Source organism: Streptomyces platensis (genome assembly GCF_008704855.1).
Classification (GTDB): Bacteria; Actinomycetota; Actinomycetes; order Streptomycetales; family Streptomycetaceae; genus Streptomyces; species Streptomyces platensis.
The window spans coordinates 834,943-852,743 of sequence record NZ_CP023691.1; the positions used below are offsets into that span (position 1 = coordinate 834,943).

The window sequence follows — 17,801 nt, forward strand, 5'->3', positions numbered from 1 at the left end:
CCGGCCCGGCTTACTTGGCGGCTTCCGTGGGCTTGCGGAAGCGGGTCAGGACGAGGTGGGCGATGACGCCGAAGAGGAGGCCCCAGAAGGCGGAGCCGATGCCGAAGAGGGTGAGGCCGGAGGCGGTGGCGAGGAAGGTGATCAGGGCCGCCTCCCGGTCCTTCTCCTCCTTCACCGCCCCGGTCAGCCCGCCGGCCAGCGCACCGAGCAGGGCGACTCCGGCGACCGCCGCCACCAGTTCCTTGGGGAGGCCCGCGAAGAGCACCACCAGGGTGGAACCGAAGGCTCCGATCAGGAGGTAGAACGCTCCGCAGGAGACGCCGGCCACATAGCGCCGCCGCGGGTCGCGGTGCGACTCGGGGCCGGTGCAGATGGCGGCGGTGATGGCCGCGAGGTTGATGGCATGGGAGCCGAAGGGGGCCAGTGCCGTGGACACCAGGCCCGTGGAACCGATCAGCAGGCGGTCCTTGGGCTGGTAGCCGGAGGCGGTGAGCACGGCCATGCCCGGTGCGTTCTGGGAGGCGAGCGTCGCCAGGATCATCGGCACCGCGATGCCGATGAGGGAGGCGAGCGAGAACTCCGGGGTCGTCAGCACCGGCTTGGCCAGCTCGATCCGGTCCAGGTGGATGTCCAGCCGGGAGCTGACCGCACTGGCCGCGACGCCCGCCGCCAGGGCGACCAGGACGGCGTACCGGGGCAGCCACCGCTTGGCCAGGAGGTAGGCCAGCAGCACCGAACCGGCGATGAGCGGCGCGGTCTTGAGGGAGGTGAACACCCCGGTGCCGAACGAGAAGAGGATGCCGGCGAGCATCGCGGAGACCACGGCGGTGGGCACCTGCCGCATCAGCCGGCCGAACACTCCGGTCAGCCCGACCAGGGTGATCACCAGACCCGTGACGATGAATGCGCCGATGGCCTCCGCGTAGGAGTACGCCCCGAGGCTGGTCACCAGCAGGGCGGCGCCCGGTGTCGACCAGGCGGTGATCACCGGCATCTTGGTGCGCAGGCTCAGCGCGATACAGGTGAGCCCGCTGCCGATGGAGATGGCCCAGACCCATGAGCTGGTCTGAGCGGTGTTCAGATGTCCGGCGGAGGCCGCCGCGAGCACGATGACGAGCGGGCCCGAGTAGGACACGACGACGGCGACGAAGCCCGCCAGGACCGCGGACAGTGAGGCGTCACGGAACAGGCCGGGCCGGGCCCCCGGTGCCGGGGACCCGTCCGCCGCCGCCGGCTTCGCGCGCTCCGGCGGGGCGGACCCCGGCGGAGCGGCGTCGGGGTGGGGCGTGGGTGTCTTGGAACTCAACGGTCTTCCTTCGCGGCCTTTTCCAGGGCCTGTTCGAGGTCGGCGACAAGGTCTGCGGGGCTTTCCAGGCCTATGGACAGCCGCAGCATGTCCTTCGGCGAGGTACTACCCGGGCCTTCGAAGGTGTAGCGGTGTTCGATCAGACTCTCCACACCGCCCAACGAGGTGGCACGGATGAAGAGTTCGCAGTGGTTCGCGGTGCGCAGCGACTGCTGCCACTCGCCATCGACATGCAGCGAGAGCATGCCGCTGAAGCCGCCCGTCATCTGCCGGGCGGCGACCGCGTGTCCCGGGTCGGTGGCGAGCCCCGGGTAGGCCACCCGCCGGATCCGGGGGTGCTCGGCGAAGTGCTCGGCCACGGCCCTCGCGGTCTCCGAGATCTGCCGCATACGGGGGAAGAGCGTCCGTATGCCCCGCATCAGGAGGTAGGTCTCCATGGGGCCGAGTATCGGGCCGGTCAGCCGGCGGTGCAGCCGCAGTCGCTCCCAGATCTCGTCCCGGGCCTCACTGCTCCCCGGCGCCTTGACGAGGAGTCCGGCGACGACATCGGTGTGACCGTTGAGGTACTTGGTGCCCGAATGCATGATCAGGTCCGCGCCGAGTGCGAACGGCTGGGAGTGCACCGGGGTGGGAACGGTGTTGTCGACGCCGAACAGGGCACCGGCCCGGTGGGCGATCTCGCCGACGGCGGCGATATCGGTCACCGTCCAGGTGGGGTTCGCCGGGGACTCCGCCCACACCAGCGCGGTCGGGGCGGCGGTCACCGCGGCGGTCACCGCGTCCAGATCGTTCATGGGCGCCTGGACGACCTCCAGGCCGCGCTGGGTGCCGAACTCCCGCAGCCACTTGGTGAGACCGAAGTACATGGTCTCCGGGACCACGACCCGCGCACCGGACGGCAGCACCTGGAAGACGGCGGTGGCGGCGGCCATGCCGGACGAGAAGACCAGCGCGTCCGAGCCGCCCTCCAGGCCCGCCACCACCTGCTCGACCTGCTCGTACCCCGGTGTGCCCTGGTCGCGCAGATACGCCAGGCCGGCCGGCGCCCGGTACTCGCTGTCGCGCGCGAAGGTCGCGCCCAGCCCGATCGGGGGCGGCACCATGCCGGTGGTCGGACAGCGCCAGCCGTCGCCCTGCGCGGCGCGCGTCTCGGGCCGGTACTCCTGCGTCCAGGGGGTGAAGGTCTCGCTGTTGTTCATCGCTTCCTCGTAATCAGTGACGGCAGAGCGGTGCTCAGGGCAAGTTCCGCGTCCAGCAGCGCACGGGAGGGCGCGCCGGGAGAGGGCACATAGTGGTTGTAGTAGCTGGATCCCTCGGTGTGCGGTCCGAGGAAGAACAGGCGCGGCTGCGGGGTGCCGGTGCGGTCGATCCCCCGGCCCTCCCGGGTGACCTCCAGCCCGTGCACCGTCGTGCCGCGGTGCGCGAGGGTACGGACGCGGCCGGCGGCGACGAGCGTGCCGAGCAGCGTCCCGGGCGTCCGGTCGGCGCTCGGCTCGGCCACATGCGCCTGCACCACGTGGTCGGCCTCCATCCGCAACGGCTCGGCCAGGCAGGTGGATTCCAGCCGCCAGGGCCCCTGACCGGCCGGTGCGACGATCTTCGGCTGCGGGCCGGGGCCGAGCCGGACGATCCCCGCGTCGATCAGCGAGAGCAGCTCCGCCGACCGGTCCAGCTGCGGGCCGATCACCTGCCGGTTCACCGTCGCGGCGAACTCCCCGAAGAAGGTGGCCAGGGACGCGTCGTCGACGCCCGGCGGGTCGATGACCGCACGCAGCACATCGCGGTGGTCACGGAGCACCTCCAGGGCTTCCTTGAGCGGACTCACCCCGAGGCCGTCGCGGGCCTCGGCCAGGTCGGCGGCGACCTCCGCGGTGAACCAGTCGCGGTAGGCGGCGTACCCCGTCCACTGCCGGTCGGAGAGGTTCGCGGACAGGAGCCCGGGCACCGGGGTGGTGCCGAACCGGGTGCGCAGCTCATCGCGCAGGGTTTCGTGGCCGGACCGGGCGCAGCGCCGGGCCATCTCCAGGCCCGCATCCGTGGCGTCGCCCATCTCCCGGCCCAACAGGACGCGGTAGTAGGCGAGTTCCATCTCGGCCTCGATGAGCGGCAGCACCTCGGCGGTGAAGTCGATCCGCCGGTCGGGCCGCCTCTCGCGGAGCGCGTCGAGGTGTTCCGTGGTCAGTGCCAGTGGAGCGAAGCGCATCCGTCCCGGGTGGAGACGCGGGCGGCTGCGCGAGGGCATCCCGGAGCGGTTGGTGAGCACGATCAACGGCTCCCGCCCACTGGGCAGATAGCGCATCCCCCGCGCGCTCGTCGTATGCGTGCCGCCGCGGCCGAGGGTCAGGGTGGCGAGGACGTCCATGGCCGTCAGCCCCATGCCGAGGACGGCGACCCGTTCGCCCGGTCCGATGCTGTCGAGCGCCTCGGGCAGCGGATAGGGGCGGGTGACCAGCCGCGGGTCGGGAGCGGGTTCCGCGGGGGCGTAGAGCGAGTGGTGCCCGACGGTGACGAACACGGAGTCGGCGTCGATCCGGGTGCCGTCGGCGAGGACGACCGTCTCGGTGTCCGACGCTCCGGGCAGGATGTCGACGGCCGTCGTACGGTGCTCCCGCAGGGTGAGGCTTCCGGGCGCCGCGGCGGTGATCTCCGCCGCCGCCCAGGTGAGGTACTCGCTCAGCAGCCTGCGCGGCAGGAAGTCGTTGGGCTGGATCTCCCGCCCCTCCCCCGCGCGCACGGTGTAGCCGTCGTCCGCCAGCCGCAGGTCCCGGTCCCGGCACCAGGCGTGCAGTGAGGGGCCGGAGACCGGTACCGGGCCGTCGACCATCCGGTCGTCGGCGAAGGCCGAGAGCTGTGCGCAGACGGTGTTGAGCAGCAGATGGTCGGGCTGGCCGGGCAGATGGAAACCGGCGCCCAAGGGCTGCGGGTCGATGAGGTGGACGGTGAGCGGGGCCGGCTGCGCCAGGCAGTGCGCGACGAGCCGCTCGAAGACGCCCAGCCCCCGCGATCCGGCGCCCACGATCGCGACGGAGAGGGGTCTGTGATTCACCACCGGCGCGTCTCCCCGAAGAAGTTGGGCACCTCGATGGTGCTGCCGTCCTTGCGGGCCTCACCGAGGACGAACGCCCCCACCGCGAGGTCCAGCACACCGAGCCCGAACGGCGAGAAGATCACCGGGCGGTCCGCGGCGGGCGTCACCTCCCCGTTCAGCACTCCGGCGAGGGTGCCGGTCACGAACTCGCGGGAGCCGGACAGCTGCTCGGCGAGGTGGGGTGAGGTCTGGGCCTTCAGACAGTGCTCGACGTCGTCGAAGATGTTGTCCGCGCCCAGGACCACCTCAGGGGCGAGGTCACGCAGGGAGATGTTGAGCACGAGCTGGCCGGGCTTGAACGGTGTGCTGACGTAGGGCTTCAGCGCGGTCGTGGCGAACACGACGGTGTCGGCCCCCAGCGCTTCGTCGAGGTCGGCGGTGAAGGTGGCCGGGCGGTTCTGGGTGGTGCGCACATGGTCGGCCAGCGCCTGCCCGGAGGCCTCGTCGAGGTCGTGGACGAGATAGGCGTCCGGGGCGCAGCCCGCGACGTTCAGGTAGTCGCAGATGTTGCGGGCGATGACGCCGCCGCCCACGACGGCGATACGGGTCCCCGCGAAGCCGTCCGGGCGGAGCGCGGTCGCCGCGACGGCCGCGGAGGCTGCGGTGCGCGCCGCGCTGATGTTGGCGGCTTCGAGGCAGGCGATCGGGTAGCCGGTCTCGTAGTCGTTCAGGAGCAGCACGGCCGAGGCGCGCGGGTTGCCGTGGCGGGTGTTGCCCGGGAAGCTCGCGATCCACTTGATGCCGGCGAGCTGGACATCGGCGCCCAGGAAGGCCGGCAGCGCGATGATCCGGGAATCCGGCTTCTCCGGAAAGCGGAGGAAGTAGCTGTCGGGGTTGACGGAGTCCCCGGCCTCGTGCGCCCGGTAGGCGCTGCTGACAATGCCGAGCACATCTCCGCGCTTGTCGTGCAGAACTTGACGGACCGTTTCCCCGGCCACGATCTCAAAGTTGAACATCAGGAATTCCCCCCACTCAGGCCGGCGCCTGAGATATTTTTTTGTTGCCGACGTTCTCCGGCCAGCGCTCCGCCACCCAGTCGTCGTTGTAGATGGTCTCCAGATAGCGGTCCCCGAAGTCGGGCGAAATGGCCACCACGACACTTCCGTCCGGGATTTCCTTCGCGGCATCCTGCACGGCACACAGCACCGTGCCGGACGAGCCCCCCAGCAGCAACCCGCGTTCTTCGGCCAGCGTCCGGCACATGTCCACAGCAGCCGACTCGGAAATGAGCACGACCTCGTCGATATTCCCGGTGTCCAGAATTTCCGGCCGCCGGCTCGTCCCCAGGCCGGGAATGTGGCGGCGGGCGGCGGGCCCGCCGAAGGTCACGGAGCCCTCGGCGTCCACCGCGATGATCCGGGTGGCGGGGCTGTGGCGGCGCAGGTACTCCGCGCAGCCCATCAGGGTGCCCGTCGTTCCGGCCCCGATGAAGGCGTAGTCGATATGGCCGAGCTCCTGGAGGAGCGCACGGCCCGTGCGGTCCCGGTGGGCCTGCGGCCCGGCCGGGTTGGCGTACTGGTTCAGCCAGCACAGGTCGGGGTCGCGGCGCAGCCGCTCGCCGATGTAGTCGATACGCGACTGGAGAAAGCCGCCGTGGACGTCCCTGACGTCGATGACCACCACATCGGCGCCGAGGACCTCCATCAGACGCCGCGACTGGGCGGTGGCGTTGGGGTCCGTGACACAGGTGAGTTGGTAGCCCTTCGCCGCGCACACCATCGCCAGGGCGACGCCGAGGTTGCCCGACGTCGATTCGATCAGCCGGGTCCGCGGGAAGCAGCGCCCGGAATCCTCGGCCGCCGCGACCAGCGCGACGGCCGTTTTGAGTTTTACCGAACCGGCAGGATTGAGGCCTTCCAGTTTAAGGAAGACTGAACTGCCGGGAACTAATTGGTCAAGCCGGATGAAGAGATCATCCAGTACGAGATCATAAACTTCTTCCGCTATCACCAGAATCCAAACCGTTGAATATGGGCAGCGCAAAACAATTGCGCTCGCCGAAGCGAGGAGCCCACGGGCTTGTTGGTCGGCGCACGGGTCAGGTGCGCGCTACGCAGAAGGGACTCTTCCCCCGTCCCCCGTTGTCACAAATCCCCCATTCGCGATGCGACAGAACAATCCTGCCATCACGCAAGGCCGATGACAATGATTATATGGAAAACAAAAACGTTGAATCGTGAAATGTGGCTTGATCCCGCCCCATGACAACGCCCCTGACCAGCCATTACCTCCGGTGACGCGACAGGGTGAACGTCGGCCGCCCCCGGACAGACGGCGGGCCCGGGATCAGGACCCCGGGCCCACCACGCGCCATCTGAACGGGTATCAGAGCAGGCCGAGGAGACCGAGGTTGAGCAGGCCGTTCCTGCCCAGGCCGTAGCCATCGCGGTCGCGGTCACGGTCGTAGCGGTCCCGGTCGCGGCCGTAGCCGTAGCCGTCGCGGTCGTAGCGGTCGTAGCCGCCGTCGCGGCCGTAGCCGTCGCGGCGGTCACGGCCGAAGCCGTCATAGCCGTCGTGGCCACGCTGCCCGACGCGGCCGTGGTGGCGGTCGTGCTGCTGGTTGCCGGGGTGGCCCTTCTCGCAGCGGTGCGAGGCGCAGTTGGCGGCCTGGGTGCCGCTGGGGGGCGTGGTCGCGGCGGTGGCGGCGCCTGCCGTCGGCACCACGAGGGCAGCCGCGGTCAGGCCGGCCACTGCAAGGCCGCGCGGGATCGAACGGAGCATGTTTCCACCTTCACTCGACTCAGCAGAAAATGAATATTTCCTGCAAAGACGACGATAAGCGGGCATTTGTCCACTGACTTGCGACCCGCCGCAGAGTCACTGGAACGCAGCACGCAGGGCAAGGAACCACGCCGTGACCCGGCCGCTCACTCCGGATTCCCGGCGCTTCCCCCGTCGGCCGACCCGTCCTTCGGGAGGTTCTCCAGCAGGTTCCCCAGGGCGCCCGCGACGAGTGCGCAGACCGTGTCGGGGTCCGCACTCGCCAGCGGTTCCTTGGCGACGACCACTCGCATCAAGCCAATTCCCAGCAGCCACGACAGCGCCAGATCCGCCCGCAGACTGCCGGTGTCGGACTCCGAGAGCGTGCCGAGGACCTCCGCGTACTCCTCCCCCAGCCCGCGCAGCGCCTCCGCGATCTCGTCGCTGCCGCCGATGGAGCGCAGGCACACCTCCAGCGAGCGGTCGGCCCCCGCTCCGCCGCCGCCGGCCAGCATGCCGCGCAGCGCGACCTCGAACAGCCGCTCGGGGGGCGTGCTGCGCAGCTGCTCCTGCCCGCCACGCGCCATCACCTCTCCGAACAGGGCCTTCTTCGATCCGAAGTAGCGGAACAGCAGGGCCTGGTTGGCCCCGGCGCGGGAGGCGATGTCGCGCACCGTCGCCCGTTCGTAGCCGCGCTCGGCGAACAGCTCCGAGGCGGCATCGAGCAACCGCAGCCGGGTGCCCTGCGCGTCCCGCCGGGATGCGTTCGCCGTGCCGTCCTGCGGGGTCTTCGCCATCGCCACGCTCCTCTTCGTCGGACCGTCACGAAGACGGCCACAATGCGTCGTTGACCGCCTCCGGGGGGCGGCTTACCGTGATGTAAGCAGGTGCTTACACAAGGGAGGTCGCCTTGACCACAGCCGACACAGCACCCCTCTCCTACCCCTTCAATGTTCCCGAGAGCCTTGAGCTTTCCGAAGAGTACGAACAGGCCCGCAACCGGCCGGGTCTGCTGAAGGTACGAATGGCCTACGGCGAGCCGGCCTGGCTCGTGACCCGGTACGCCGAGGCCCGGTTCGTCCTCGGCGATCAGCGTTTCAGCCGCGCCGAGGGCGCCCGGCACGACGAGCCCCGGCAGTCCGAAGGGCGCACCGACAGCGGCATCCTGGGAATGGACCCGCCCGATCACACCCGGCTGCGGACACTGGTGGCCAAGGCCTTCACCGTGCGCCAGGTCGAGAAGCTCCGGCCGCAGGTCAAGCAGCTGGCGAACGAGCTGCTCGACGAGCTGGAGGCGGCCGGGCCGCCGGCCGACCTGGTGGACCGTTACGCCCTGCCCATTCCCGTGGCCGTGATCTGCCGGATGCTCGGGGTGCCGGCCGAGGACCGGCCGCGGTTCCGGGTGTGGAGCGATGCCGCCTTGTCGACAAGTTCCCTGACCGCGGCGGAATTCGACGCCAACATGGAAGAACTGCGCGCCTATATGCGGCAGTTGATCGAGGAGCACCGGCGCGCTCCGCAGGACGATCTGATGACGGCGCTGATCGACGCCCGTGATGTCAACGACCGGCTGTCCGAAGTCGAACTCGTGGACCTGTGCGTCGGCATTCTGGTCGCCGGGCACGAGACCACCGCCACGCAGATCCCCAACTTCGTGCTCGCGCTGCTGGACCACCCGGGCCAGCTGGCCCTGCTGCGCGAGCGGCCGGAGCTGATCGGCGGCGCGGTGGAGGAGTTGCTGCGTTTCGTACCGCTGGGCAGCGGCGCGAGCCAGGCCCGTTACGCCACGGAAGACGTCGAGGTCGGCGGGACGCTGGTGCGGGCCGGAACCCCGGTCCTGGTGGCGGTGGGCGCCGCCAACCGGGACGCGCTGCGCTTCGACGCACCCGGGACGCTGGACATCTCCCGGACCGGAATGCAGCACCTCGGATTCGGGCACGGTGTCCATCACTGCCTCGGTGCACCGCTGGCCCGCCTGGAACTCCAGGAGGCGATCGGCGCCCTGATCACCCGCTTCCCGGACCTGCGCCTGGCCGGTGACGTGGTGTGGAAGAGCGAGATGCTGGTGCGCGGGCCGCGGGTCATGCCGGTGGGGTGGTGAACGGATGACCTGGAAGGTGGAGATCGACCCGCAGCAGTGCATCGCCTCGGGCTCCTGCGCCGCCATCGCCGCGGACCTCTTCGTCGTGGACGGCGCGTATGCCCGGCCGTTGAAGGACCGGATCGAGGAGGACGAGCGCGCCCTGGACGCCGCCGATGTCTGCCCGGCCGCCGCCATCACTGTCCGAGACGGTACGGAGGTGGTCGGACCCCGGCCGTAGGACAGCGGATACCGACGGGGCGTGGCGCCGGCCACGCCCCGTTTGCGTGATCGCCGCTGGTCAGCGCGAACTCCCGGCGCTGTCAGTCCAGTTGGGAGCTACGCGCGGCCCACGCCCGCGGCCGCCCCGCCCCCTCACCCTCCGTGGTCGGAACACAAGATCATTTCATGTAGGCTTACTGACCGGTAACGACCCATTTTTCGACCAGGGGGATCTCATGCATCGACGTATTTCCGCTCTCGCCGTGACGGCGGCCGTGGCCGGCGGTGTGCTGTTCGCGGCGCTGCCCGCGCAGGCCGCCACCACGGCCGTCGCCCGGCAGAGCGTGGCAGCCGGGGGCGCCATCAGCGTCAACATCGACGAGCTGCGTCAGCAGTCCGCCGACCTGAAGGCCAAGGCTGCGCGCCTGGACAACGAAGGCGAGCACGAGGCCGCCCAGCGCGCCCGTGCGGAGGCCAACGCGCTGGACGAGCGGATCCAGGCGTACCTCGACGCCGAAGAGAACATGTCCTGACCACACGTCAGCGCCTTCGCGTCGCCCGCCCCGAAGCCATCGGGGCGGGCGACGCCGCTGTGTACGGGGCGACCGGCGGACGGCCGCCCCGCCCCCGGACCGTCACATGCCGCCCGGCGCCCGGGGAAACGGCAGGTCGGGGCCCCTCTCGTTCCGCTGTGAGGCCGGGGTGCGACGATGGCCCTGTCATGGATGCGGGGCAGGTTCTCAGAGGGCTGCGGGCCGCGGTGTTCGCGGCGGTCTGCGTACTGCTCGCTGCGCTGGGCCACGCGGTGATGTCGGATGCCGTGATACCCGGCCGGCTGCTGCTCACCGCCTGGGTGGGCACCGCGGCCGGTGCCTGGTGCTGCGCGGGCCGGGAACGTGGCCCGCTGCTGGTGGGGTTGCTGACCGTCGGCACCCAGGCCGCCCTGCACACCGCCTTCTCCTTCGGCCAGGCGGTCACCGGTTCCGGTGGCGGCGAGCGCTCGCTCATGCGCCAGTGGGCGGACAGCTGGCTGTGCGGCGCCCAAGGAATGCCGTCCTCCGGAGCTGACCGCGCCGAGCTGATGCGGATGATGCATCAGCAGATGGCGGCCATGCCCTCGACGGGGCACGGGGGCCGGATGCCCGGCATGGAGCACATGGCAGGCGGCCACATGGCCGGGATGGCCGACCCCGCGCAGCAGATGCCGGGGATGCACGGCAGCGCGACCGGCATGCTCGCGGCCCACCTGCTGGTCGCCCTGATCAGCGCCGGATGGCTGTGGGGCGGCGAACGGGCCGCGTTCCAGCTCGTACGGACCGTGTCGGCCTGGCTGTTCGCGCCCCTGGTGCTGGTCCTGCGGATCGTGCTGCCCGAGGCGCGGCCCGCCGTGCGCACCGCCCGGCAGGAGCCACGGCACGCGGTGCGGCAATTGCTGCTGGCGCATACGAGGTCGTTGCGGGGTCCGCCGCGGGAACCGGCTGTCGTCTGACAGCGCGGACGAATTCCCGAGCCGGCAGGACGGACGGGCGCCGATGCACGCGCCCAGGTCCCGGCTCCGACTTCACCGGTCCCCGCCGGAGCGCGGTGGCCGGATCATGCGAAGGACTCCAGATGATGAATCCTGTCCGGATGCCGGTGGCACCGCCGCCCGCATCCGCATCCGCACCGGTGAGCGGGGGCGGGCGCCCGCGAGCCGCCGGGTCAACCGGCCCGTTTGCCGCCGGTGTCCGCCGTGCCGGGAGAGACCGGGCCCGGCAGTACGGAAGCCGACCGCAGCCGGGCGAGCAGCGCATCGGCGGCCGCCCGGTCGTCTTCGGGGTGCGCGGCGGCACGGTCGAGCCGCGCTGTCAGAGCCTGTGCCTGCGCGTGCCACCGCCGGCAGTCCGGGCAGCCGGCGAGATGGCCGTCGAGCCGGTGGGCGGTGAGTCCGGGGGGCAGTTCCTCGCCGTCGAGGCGGGCGGAGAGTGCCGTACGGATACGCGAGCAGAGCATGTGTCCATCCTCCCCGAAGCCGCGCCGGGCGGCGAGGGGCGGTCGCGGGATGCGGGATGACGAGGCGGTGACGGGCTGGGCGCTGGCCGCCCGTACCGGTGACGAGCGGGCCGTGGAGCAGTTCGTGCGGGCCACGCAGCTCGATGTGCGGCGCTATGTGACGCATCTGAGCGGTGATCCGCAGGCGGCCGACGACCTGGTGCAGGACACCTATGTCCGGGCGCTGCGCAGTCTGCCGCGGTTCGAGGGCCGGTCCTCGGCGCGGACCTGGCTGCTGACGATCGCCCGTCGGGTCGTGGCGGACCGTATCCGGTCCCAGGCGGTCCGGCCCCGGCTGGCCGCGACGGACGACTGGCAGTCGGCAGCGGAACGGGTGCAGCCGCGTGGCGTGCCAGGGTTCGACGAGGGCGTCGCGCTGGCCGAACTGCTGGCGGCGCTGGCACCGGAGCGGCGGGAGGCGTTCGTCCTCACCCAGCTGCTGGGGCTGCCGTACGCGGCCGCGGCCGGGGTGATGGGCTGTCCCATCGGCACCGTACGGTCCCGGGTCGCGCGCGCCCGGGAGACGCTGGTCGCGCTGCTGACGGACGCGGAGCGGCCCGAAACGGCCGAGGGGCCGCGGGTCTACGCGGATGCCGTGGCCTGACGGGCCGCTCGCCCGCGGGCGGCGGGGCTCAGGGACGGGCGCGGGCCCGTTCCGTGAGTCCCGCCGTGGCTCCGGCCGCTTCACCCGTCACCGGGGCGTACCGCGCGGGCCCGTACGGTCTGCGGTGGGCTGTGGCGGAAGTGCAGGGTGAAGGTGAGCCGGTCGCCGGGCGCGAGCCGGGGCGGCGGGCTGACCATGACGTCCAGGCCGGTCGGCGTCATCCTCAGGGCGGCGCCGGCCGGGACGGTGACGGTGCCGGCCATCGCCATCCTGCGGGCGTTGTTCCCGATGTCGACGGTGCGGCTGAGCATCGCGCGATGGCCGGCCGGGCCGGTGACGCCGGTCAGGACGTCGTCCGCGCCGCCGGTGTTGCGGATGGTGAAGAACGCGGCGGTGGCCTCGGATCCGCCGGCGATCAGCACCCGGCCCTCGGGGACGCTCAGCTTCGCGGGGGTTCCGGCGTTGCCGGTGGCGGTCCAGAGGGCCAGGACGTTGAGCGTCACCAGGCAGGTGACCAGCGGTACGGCGACGGCCGAGAGGGGCAGCCGTTTCATCGGGTCTCCCAACGTGCTTGCGCCCGGGGGCTGTGGGGGCGGCGGGCGGACGTGCCGGCGCCGCCCGGCCGCCAGGCGCGCAGCCGCAGGCTGTTGCCCACGACGAGCAGTGAGCTGGCGGACATGGCAGCCGCGGCCGGCATCGGACTGAGCAGACCGACGGCGGCGAGCGGCAGGGTGACGAGGTTGTAGCCGAAGGCCCAGACGAGGTTGCCGCGGATGGTGCCCAGGGTGCGCCGGGCCAGGTGCACGGCGTCGGCGATGGCCTGGAGGTCCTCGCGTACCAGGGTCACATCGGCCGCGCCGATCGCGGCGTCGGTTCCGCCGCCCATGGCGATCCCGAGGTCGGCGAGCGCGAGGGCCGCCGCGTCATTGACCCCGTCGCCGACGACGGCGACCCGGCCGCCCTGTTCCTTGAGGGTGGTGACGAGGGCGGCCTTGTCCTCGGGGCGGGCCTCGGCGTGGATCTCGGTGATGGCGAGATGGCCGGCCACCGCGCGGGCGGTCGCCGCCCGGTCGCCGGTGGCCAGCACCGGCCGCAGTCCCAGGCGGCGCAGCCGGTCGACGGCGCGATAGCTGTCGGGGCGGAGGGTGTCGCCGACCGCGAGCACGGCCTCCGGGGTGCCGTCGACGGTGACCAGGACGGCGGTGTGGCCGGCCTCCTCCGCGGTGTGCACCGCGTCCGGCAGCGGCGCCGGCAGACCGGTGAGGTCGCCGGGCCGGATGACCTCCACCCGGCGGCCGTCCGCGGTGCCGCGTACGCCGTGCCCCGGAGTGGCGCTGAAGTCCGTGACGGGCGGCAGCGGTTGGCCCGGCTGCTGTTCGTCCGCGTAGGCGGTGACCGCGCGGGCCAGCGGATGCTCGGAGCCCTGCTCGACGGTGGCGGCCAGCCGCAGCGCCGCCGCGGCGTCGAGGCCGCCGGTGCGCGCGGTGAGGGCGGTGACGCTCATCCGGCCCGTGGTGAGGGTGCCGGTCTTGTCGAGGACGACGGTGTCGATGCGGCGCAGCCGTTCCAGCGCCTCCGGCCCCCGGACCAGGATGCCCAGTTGGGCGCCCCGTCCGGTGGCGGCCAGCAGGGCGGTCGGGGTGGCCAGCCCGAGCGCGCAGGGGCAGGCGACCACGAGGACGGCCACCGCGGCGGTGATCGCGGCCTGCGGGTCGGCTCCGGCGCCGAGCCAGAAGCCCAGCACGCTGACCGAGACGGTCAGGACGGCGGGCACGAAGACGGCCGCCACCGCGTCGGCGAGCCGCTGGACCTTGGTCTTGCCGGTCTGGGCGTCCTCGACGAGCTTGGTGATGCGGGCGAGTTGGGTGTCGGCGCCCACCGCGTCGGCCCGTACCTCCAGCAGGCCACCGGAGTTGACCGCGCCGCCGACCGCGGCCGCACCCGGGCCGACCTCGACGGGGCGGCTCTCGCCGCTGATCAGGGACAGGTCCAGGGCGGAGCTGCCCGCCACGACGGTGCCGTCGGTGGCGATCCGTTCGCCGGGCCGGACCAGGAAGTGGTCACCTACCCGCAGCCGGCTCACCGGGATGCGCCTCCCCCGCTCTCGGCTCCGCCCGAGCGGGGGGACCCCCATGCCGTCAGGCGTCAGCACTTCGACGTCCTTGGCGGCGAGTTCGGCCAGCGCGCGGAGGGCGGCGCCGGTGCCGCGCCGGGCTCTGGCCTCCATCCGCCGTCCGGCCAGCACGAACAGCGGTACGCCGACGGCGGCTTCGAGGTAGACGTGGGCCGTGCCGTCGCCCGCGCTGGGCAGCAGGCTGAACGGCATCGTCATCCCCGGCGCTCCGGCCCCGCCGAGGAACAGCGCATAGGTGGACCAGAGGAAGGAGGCGGCGACGCCGAGGGAGACCAGGGTGTCCATGGTCGCCGCGCCGTGCCGCAGCCCGCGGAGCGCACGGGTGTGGAAGGGGGCGGCGCCCCAGACCGCGACAGGGGCGGCGAGCACGAAGCACAGCCACTGCCAGTTGCGGAACTGCCAGCCGGGCACCATCGACAGGACCAGGACGGGGATCGAGAGCAGGGCGACCGCGAGCAGCCGGTGCCGCTCGGCGCGGGCGCCGTCGTCCGGTGGGTCCTCGGTGCCTGCGGTTTCCGGGGCGTCGCGGGTGTCGGGGCCGTCCTGGTGGCCGGTGGGCGGCAGCCCGTCCTCCGGGGCCGGCTCGGGGGTGGGTGCACGGAGCTGTGCGGTGAACCCGGCCGCCTCGACGGTGCTGATGAGGTCGGTGACGGAGACCGCCGCGGGGTGGCTGACCGTGGCCCGGCCGGTGGCGAGATTCACCGAGGCGGCGACGCCGTCCAGCCGGCCGAGCTTCTTCTCGACCCGGCCCACACAGGCGGCGCAGGTCATCCCGCCGATGGTGAGGGTGGTGCTGCGGGCCGGGGTGGGGGCGAGGTCCGGCGACGGGGTGACGGGCCGGGGCTCCGGCGTCATCGGGGTGCTCCCACCGGTACCGGGCGGGGGGCCGCGGCGCCCATGCCGTGCATACCGCCCATGTCCCCGTCATCGGTGGGCGTGGACCCTCCCGTACGGGTGCCGCCGGCCGGGTGCAGCCCCGGGGCCACCGGCCCGACGGCGGTCCCGGCCGCGTACGACAGCATGCCGAGCACCACCAGCAGCCCGAGGAAACCGATGACCGACCGGGCGGGCAGCAGCCGTGTGACGGCCTGGCGAAGAGGGGGCCGACTGCGGTCGGCCGAAGAGCTGGACATCGCGTCATCGTGGCAGCTGACGGCGGCGGCCGGCGGCCGATACGGGGGTTGTGCGCACGTGAGGTTTGTCCTGTTCCGCCGCCGGAACTCACCGGCCGCCGCGCCCGACTACCTGGGTTTGGACGGTGTCCCCACGCCCCTCTTCTCCCGCCCCGGCCGAAATCACCTCCCCCGGCGGGAACTCGGCGCTCCCGTTGCCCGACCTCTCCAACGCCGCGCCAACCGGGCGCCGGACCCCCACCGTTGAGGAGCCACCGTGTCCCCATCGTCCGAACCCGTCGAGCTGTACGGACCGGAGTACAAACGCGACCCCTATCCCCTGTACGCCGAGCTGCGCGAGCGCGGCCCGGTCCACCGGGTGCGCTTCCCCAGCGGGGTGTGCGCCTGGCTCGTCACCGGCTACGAAGCCGCGCACCGGGCCCTCACCGACCCCCGGCTGGGCAAGCACCACTCGCGGGGCAACGCGGCCTGGCGGGCCCGCGCCTCGATCATGCCCGAGCCCCAGCACTCCCAGCTCCAGGTGCATCTGCTCCACCAGGACCCGCCGCGGCACACCGCGCTGCGCCGGCTGATCACCGATGCCTTCGCCCCGCAGCGGGTCGAGGCGCTGCGCCCGCGCTTCCAGGCGATGGCCGACGCACTGCTCGACGGGCTGCCGGACAGCGGCGGCGCCGACCTGGTCGAGGTCTTCGCCGCCCGCTTCCCCTTCCAGGTGCTCGCCGAAGTCATCGGGCTGCCGGCGGAGTTCGCGGACCACTTCGACCGGGACTGGGGCAAGGTCGTCCAGCCCGTGGGGCCCGAGGACCCAGGCCGGCCGGCGTACGAGGCGCGGCTGCGCGGGCTTCAGCAGTACATCGCCGATCTGGTCCGCCACAAGCGCGCCGAAGGCGGCGAGGATCTGCTCTCCCGGCTGGTGGCCGCCCGCGATGCGGGCCAACTCGGCCGGGAAGAGCTCGATTCGATGGTCTTCCAACTACTGGTGGCGGGACAGGAACCGGTCACGAACCAGATCACCACGGCGCTGGTCACCCTGCTGCGCCACCCCACGCAGCTCAAGGCGCTGGCCAGCCGCCCCGAACGGCTGCCGCACGCCGTCGAGGAACTCCTGCGCCATGACAGTGCCTTCGAGCTGACGACCTGGCGGTTCTTCGCCGAGGACACCGAGCTGTACGGCACCCGGATCCCGGCGGGCGACTCCGTCATCGTGTCGCTGAGCGCGGCCAACCGTGACGACCGGCAGTTCCCCGAAGCGGACGCCCTGCACTTCGACCGCACCCCCAACCCGCATCTCGCCTTCGGCCACGGCATCCACTTCTGCCCCGGCGCCGCGCTCGCCCGTATCGAACTCCAGATCGCCCTGGGCACCTTGCTGAGACGGCTGCCGGAGCTGAGGCTCGCCGTCCCGGAGGAAAAGCTGGCATGGACCCCGGCAGTGCTGGCGCGCGGCGTCGGCCGGCTGCCGGTGACCTACGGCGGCTGCCCGTACGCGGGCTCCGGTGCGAACGGGTCCGATGCCGCGTGCTGACCAGCCCGCCGCCGCTGACCCACCCGGCGCCCCCGCGCCCGGTGGCGCCCTCCGACATCCCGGCCCGCTGTGCCGAGGTGCTCGCCGCGCTCCTGCCCTACCGGCGCACCCTGGACACCGGTCACGCGGACACCCCCGACGCCTTCCCCGCCCACCTGCGGCAGCTCGCCGTCCCGGTGGCCGCGGGTGAGCCGATCGTCTTCACCCTGCCGGGCTTCCCCTGCAAGTCCCCCAACCCGGCCAAGGTGTTAGGGCACCTCCCTGACGAGGGCGAACGGCTGGCGCTGCGATTCCTGGACGCGCTCTGCGCCCGGATCGCGGTGCACCACCCGCCCGGGGCGCGGGTGGTCATCTGCTCGGACGGGCATGTCTTCAGCGATCTCATCCAGGTGCCGGACCGTGACATCGACGCCTATGCCGACGCGCTGCGCGCACTGATCCACGACGAGGGTCTGACCCGGCTCGAGGTCTTCGATCTGCGGGATGTCTACGGGCAGCGGCTGTCCCACGACGCCAAGCGGTCCCTGGTCCACGAGCGCTACGCCCCGGACCTGGAGACCCTGCGGTCCCTGACCCGAACCGACGAGCCGACCCGGCGGCTGTACCAGGGCATCACCCGGTTCCTCTTCGAGGACTCCGTCGCCTTCGCCGGGACCCGTTCGGCACTTCAGCGCAGCTGCCGGCGGCGCGCGTACGGGGTGATGCAGCGCAGCCGCGCCTGGGGCGAGCTGATCGCCGCCCACCACCCGGAGGCGTTCCGGCTCTCCATCCACCCGCAGCCGCGGGGCTCGGCGAAGTTCGGCATCCGGCTGCTCGAAGCGCCCGATGCGTGGCTGACGCCCTGGCACTCGTGCGTGCTCGAACATGCCGACGAGCGGCGGGAGTTGCTGCACCGGGCGGCGGCCGAGCGGCTCGGCCGGCTGGTGTACCGCCAGGGGCGGCCGAGCCACTTCGTGGCCGGGTGAGGGGGCGGGGTGG

At 72.2% G+C, this 17,801-nt stretch carries 18 protein-coding genes; 7 read left to right on the plus strand and 11 right to left on the minus strand.

What is annotated here, in order from left to right:
• Positions 1 to 10: 10 nt before the first annotated feature.
• The 7 genes from CP981_RS03620 to CP981_RS03650 all read right to left on the minus strand — a co-directional run bounded on the left by CP981_RS03620 (position 11) and on the right by CP981_RS03650 (position 7,891).
• A complete protein-coding gene (locus CP981_RS03620) occupies positions 11 to 1,306 on the minus strand; it encodes a benzoate/H(+) symporter BenE family transporter (RefSeq protein ID WP_085923599.1) in 1,296 nt (431 codons plus the stop codon).
• A complete protein-coding gene (locus CP981_RS03625; RefSeq protein ID WP_085923600.1) occupies positions 1,303 to 2,505 on the minus strand; it encodes a trans-sulfuration enzyme family protein in 1,203 nt (400 codons plus the stop codon). The genes CP981_RS03620 and CP981_RS03625 overlap by 4 nt, the downstream gene beginning before the upstream one ends.
• Complete coding sequence (locus tag CP981_RS03630; protein WP_244329533.1) at positions 2,502 to 4,352, minus strand: FAD/NAD(P)-binding protein; 1,851 nt, start codon at positions 4,350 to 4,352, stop codon at positions 2,502 to 2,504. Before CP981_RS03630 ends, CP981_RS03625 begins: the two co-directional genes overlap by 4 nt.
• A complete protein-coding gene (gene sbnB / locus CP981_RS03635) occupies positions 4,349 to 5,350 on the minus strand; it encodes a 2,3-diaminopropionate biosynthesis protein SbnB (RefSeq protein WP_085923602.1) in 1,002 nt (333 codons plus the stop codon). Before sbnB ends, CP981_RS03630 begins: the two co-directional genes overlap by 4 nt.
• Positions 5,351 to 5,366: 16 nt before the next feature.
• Positions 5,367 to 6,344 carry a 2,3-diaminopropionate biosynthesis protein SbnA gene (gene sbnA / locus CP981_RS03640; RefSeq protein ID WP_085923603.1) on the minus strand — a complete coding sequence of 326 codons (978 nt, stop codon included), beginning with the start codon at positions 6,342 to 6,344 and terminating at the stop codon, positions 5,367 to 5,369.
• 375 nt (positions 6,345 to 6,719) lie between these two features.
• A complete protein-coding gene (locus CP981_RS03645) occupies positions 6,720 to 7,115 on the minus strand; it encodes a hypothetical protein (protein ID WP_085923604.1) in 396 nt (131 codons plus the stop codon).
• 146 nt (positions 7,116 to 7,261) lie between these two features.
• Entirely contained in the window at positions 7,262 to 7,891 is a 630-nt protein-coding gene (locus tag CP981_RS03650; protein WP_085923605.1) for a TetR/AcrR family transcriptional regulator, read from the minus strand.
• Between the two features lie 113 nt (positions 7,892 to 8,004).
• Between CP981_RS03650 and CP981_RS03655 the strand changes: the two genes are divergently transcribed.
• The 4 genes from CP981_RS03655 (at position 8,005) to CP981_RS03670 (ending at position 10,885) form a co-directional block, all read left to right on the plus strand.
• Positions 8,005 to 9,195 (plus strand): cytochrome P450, encoded by a 1,191-nt coding sequence (locus tag CP981_RS03655; RefSeq protein ID WP_085923606.1) that lies wholly within the window; start codon positions 8,005 to 8,007, stop codon positions 9,193 to 9,195.
• Positions 9,196 to 9,199: 4 nt separating this feature from the next.
• Entirely contained in the window at positions 9,200 to 9,415 is a 216-nt protein-coding gene (locus tag CP981_RS03660; protein WP_085923607.1) for a ferredoxin, read from the plus strand.
• Positions 9,416 to 9,632: 217 nt separating this feature from the next.
• On the plus strand, positions 9,633 to 9,929 hold the full coding sequence (locus CP981_RS03665; RefSeq protein ID WP_143658840.1) for a hypothetical protein: 297 nt from the start codon (positions 9,633 to 9,635) through the stop codon (positions 9,927 to 9,929).
• A 188-nt stretch (positions 9,930 to 10,117) separates the two neighbouring features.
• Positions 10,118 to 10,885 (plus strand): PE-PGRS family protein, encoded by a 768-nt coding sequence (locus CP981_RS03670; RefSeq protein WP_085923609.1) that lies wholly within the window; start codon positions 10,118 to 10,120, stop codon positions 10,883 to 10,885.
• A 212-nt stretch (positions 10,886 to 11,097) separates the two neighbouring features.
• Here CP981_RS03670 and CP981_RS03675 read toward each other — a convergent pair whose 3' ends face one another.
• The gene (locus CP981_RS03675; protein ID WP_085923610.1) at positions 11,098 to 11,388 is read right to left on the minus strand and encodes a zf-HC2 domain-containing protein; all 291 of its coding nucleotides are present in this window, start codon (positions 11,386 to 11,388) and stop codon (positions 11,098 to 11,100) included.
• 49 nt (positions 11,389 to 11,437) lie between these two features.
• Between CP981_RS03675 and CP981_RS03680 the strand changes: the two genes are divergently transcribed.
• Complete coding sequence (locus CP981_RS03680; RefSeq protein WP_085923611.1) at positions 11,438 to 12,031, plus strand: sigma-70 family RNA polymerase sigma factor; 594 nt, start codon at positions 11,438 to 11,440, stop codon at positions 12,029 to 12,031.
• Positions 12,032 to 12,111: 80 nt separating this feature from the next.
• On the opposite strand, the gene CP981_RS03685 is transcribed toward CP981_RS03680, so the two are convergent.
• Genes CP981_RS03685 through CP981_RS03695 form a run of 3 tightly spaced genes read right to left on the minus strand, consistent with a single transcriptional unit; the run spans position 12,112 to position 15,298 of the window.
• On the minus strand, positions 12,112 to 12,585 hold the full coding sequence (locus CP981_RS03685; RefSeq protein WP_085923612.1) for a copper chaperone PCu(A)C: 474 nt from the start codon (positions 12,583 to 12,585) through the stop codon (positions 12,112 to 12,114).
• A complete protein-coding gene (locus CP981_RS03690; protein ID WP_085923613.1) occupies positions 12,582 to 15,020 on the minus strand; it encodes a heavy metal translocating P-type ATPase in 2,439 nt (812 codons plus the stop codon). Before CP981_RS03690 ends, CP981_RS03685 begins: the two co-directional genes overlap by 4 nt.
• A complete protein-coding gene (locus CP981_RS03695; protein WP_085923614.1) occupies positions 15,017 to 15,298 on the minus strand; it encodes a hypothetical protein in 282 nt (93 codons plus the stop codon). The genes CP981_RS03690 and CP981_RS03695 overlap by 4 nt, the downstream gene beginning before the upstream one ends.
• 256 nt (positions 15,299 to 15,554) lie before the next feature.
• On the opposite strand from CP981_RS03695, the gene CP981_RS03700 reads away from it, so the two are divergent.
• Together CP981_RS03700 and CP981_RS03705 are read left to right on the plus strand one after the other, a co-directional pair.
• Positions 15,555 to 16,823 carry a cytochrome P450 family protein gene (locus CP981_RS03700; protein WP_085923615.1) on the plus strand — a complete coding sequence of 423 codons (1,269 nt, stop codon included), beginning with the start codon at positions 15,555 to 15,557 and terminating at the stop codon, positions 16,821 to 16,823.
• On the plus strand, positions 16,817 to 17,788 hold the full coding sequence (locus tag CP981_RS03705) for an L-tyrosine/L-tryptophan isonitrile synthase family protein (RefSeq protein ID WP_425282108.1): 972 nt from the start codon (positions 16,817 to 16,819) through the stop codon (positions 17,786 to 17,788). Before CP981_RS03700 ends, CP981_RS03705 begins: the two co-directional genes overlap by 7 nt.
• Positions 17,789 to 17,801 lie beyond the last annotated feature (13 nt).

Coding starts and splice junctions, on each gene's coding strand:
- CP981_RS03625 (WP_085923600.1), bottom strand. CDS start 2,505: ATGAACAACAGCGAGACCTTCACCCCCTGGACGCAGGAGTACCGGCCC.
- sbnB (WP_085923602.1), bottom strand. CDS start 5,350: ATGTTCAACTTTGAGATCGTGGCCGGGGAAACGGTCCGTCAAGTTCTG.
- CP981_RS03645 (WP_085923604.1), bottom strand. CDS start 7,115: ATGCTCCGTTCGATCCCGCGCGGCCTTGCAGTGGCCGGCCTGACCGCG.
- CP981_RS03650 (WP_085923605.1), bottom strand. CDS start 7,891: ATGGCGAAGACCCCGCAGGACGGCACGGCGAACGCATCCCGGCGGGAC.
- CP981_RS03660 (WP_085923607.1), top strand. CDS start 9,200: ATGACCTGGAAGGTGGAGATCGACCCGCAGCAGTGCATCGCCTCGGGC.
- CP981_RS03665 (WP_143658840.1), top strand. CDS start 9,633: ATGCATCGACGTATTTCCGCTCTCGCCGTGACGGCGGCCGTGGCCGGC.
- CP981_RS03670 (WP_085923609.1), top strand. CDS start 10,118: ATGGATGCGGGGCAGGTTCTCAGAGGGCTGCGGGCCGCGGTGTTCGCG.
- CP981_RS03675 (WP_085923610.1), bottom strand. CDS start 11,388: ATGCTCTGCTCGCGTATCCGTACGGCACTCTCCGCCCGCCTCGACGGC.
- CP981_RS03680 (WP_085923611.1), top strand. CDS start 11,438: ATGCGGGATGACGAGGCGGTGACGGGCTGGGCGCTGGCCGCCCGTACC.
- CP981_RS03685 (WP_085923612.1), bottom strand. CDS start 12,585: ATGAAACGGCTGCCCCTCTCGGCCGTCGCCGTACCGCTGGTCACCTGC.
- CP981_RS03690 (WP_085923613.1), bottom strand. CDS start 15,020: ATGACGCCGGAGCCCCGGCCCGTCACCCCGTCGCCGGACCTCGCCCCC.
- CP981_RS03695 (WP_085923614.1), bottom strand. CDS start 15,298: ATGTCCAGCTCTTCGGCCGACCGCAGTCGGCCCCCTCTTCGCCAGGCC.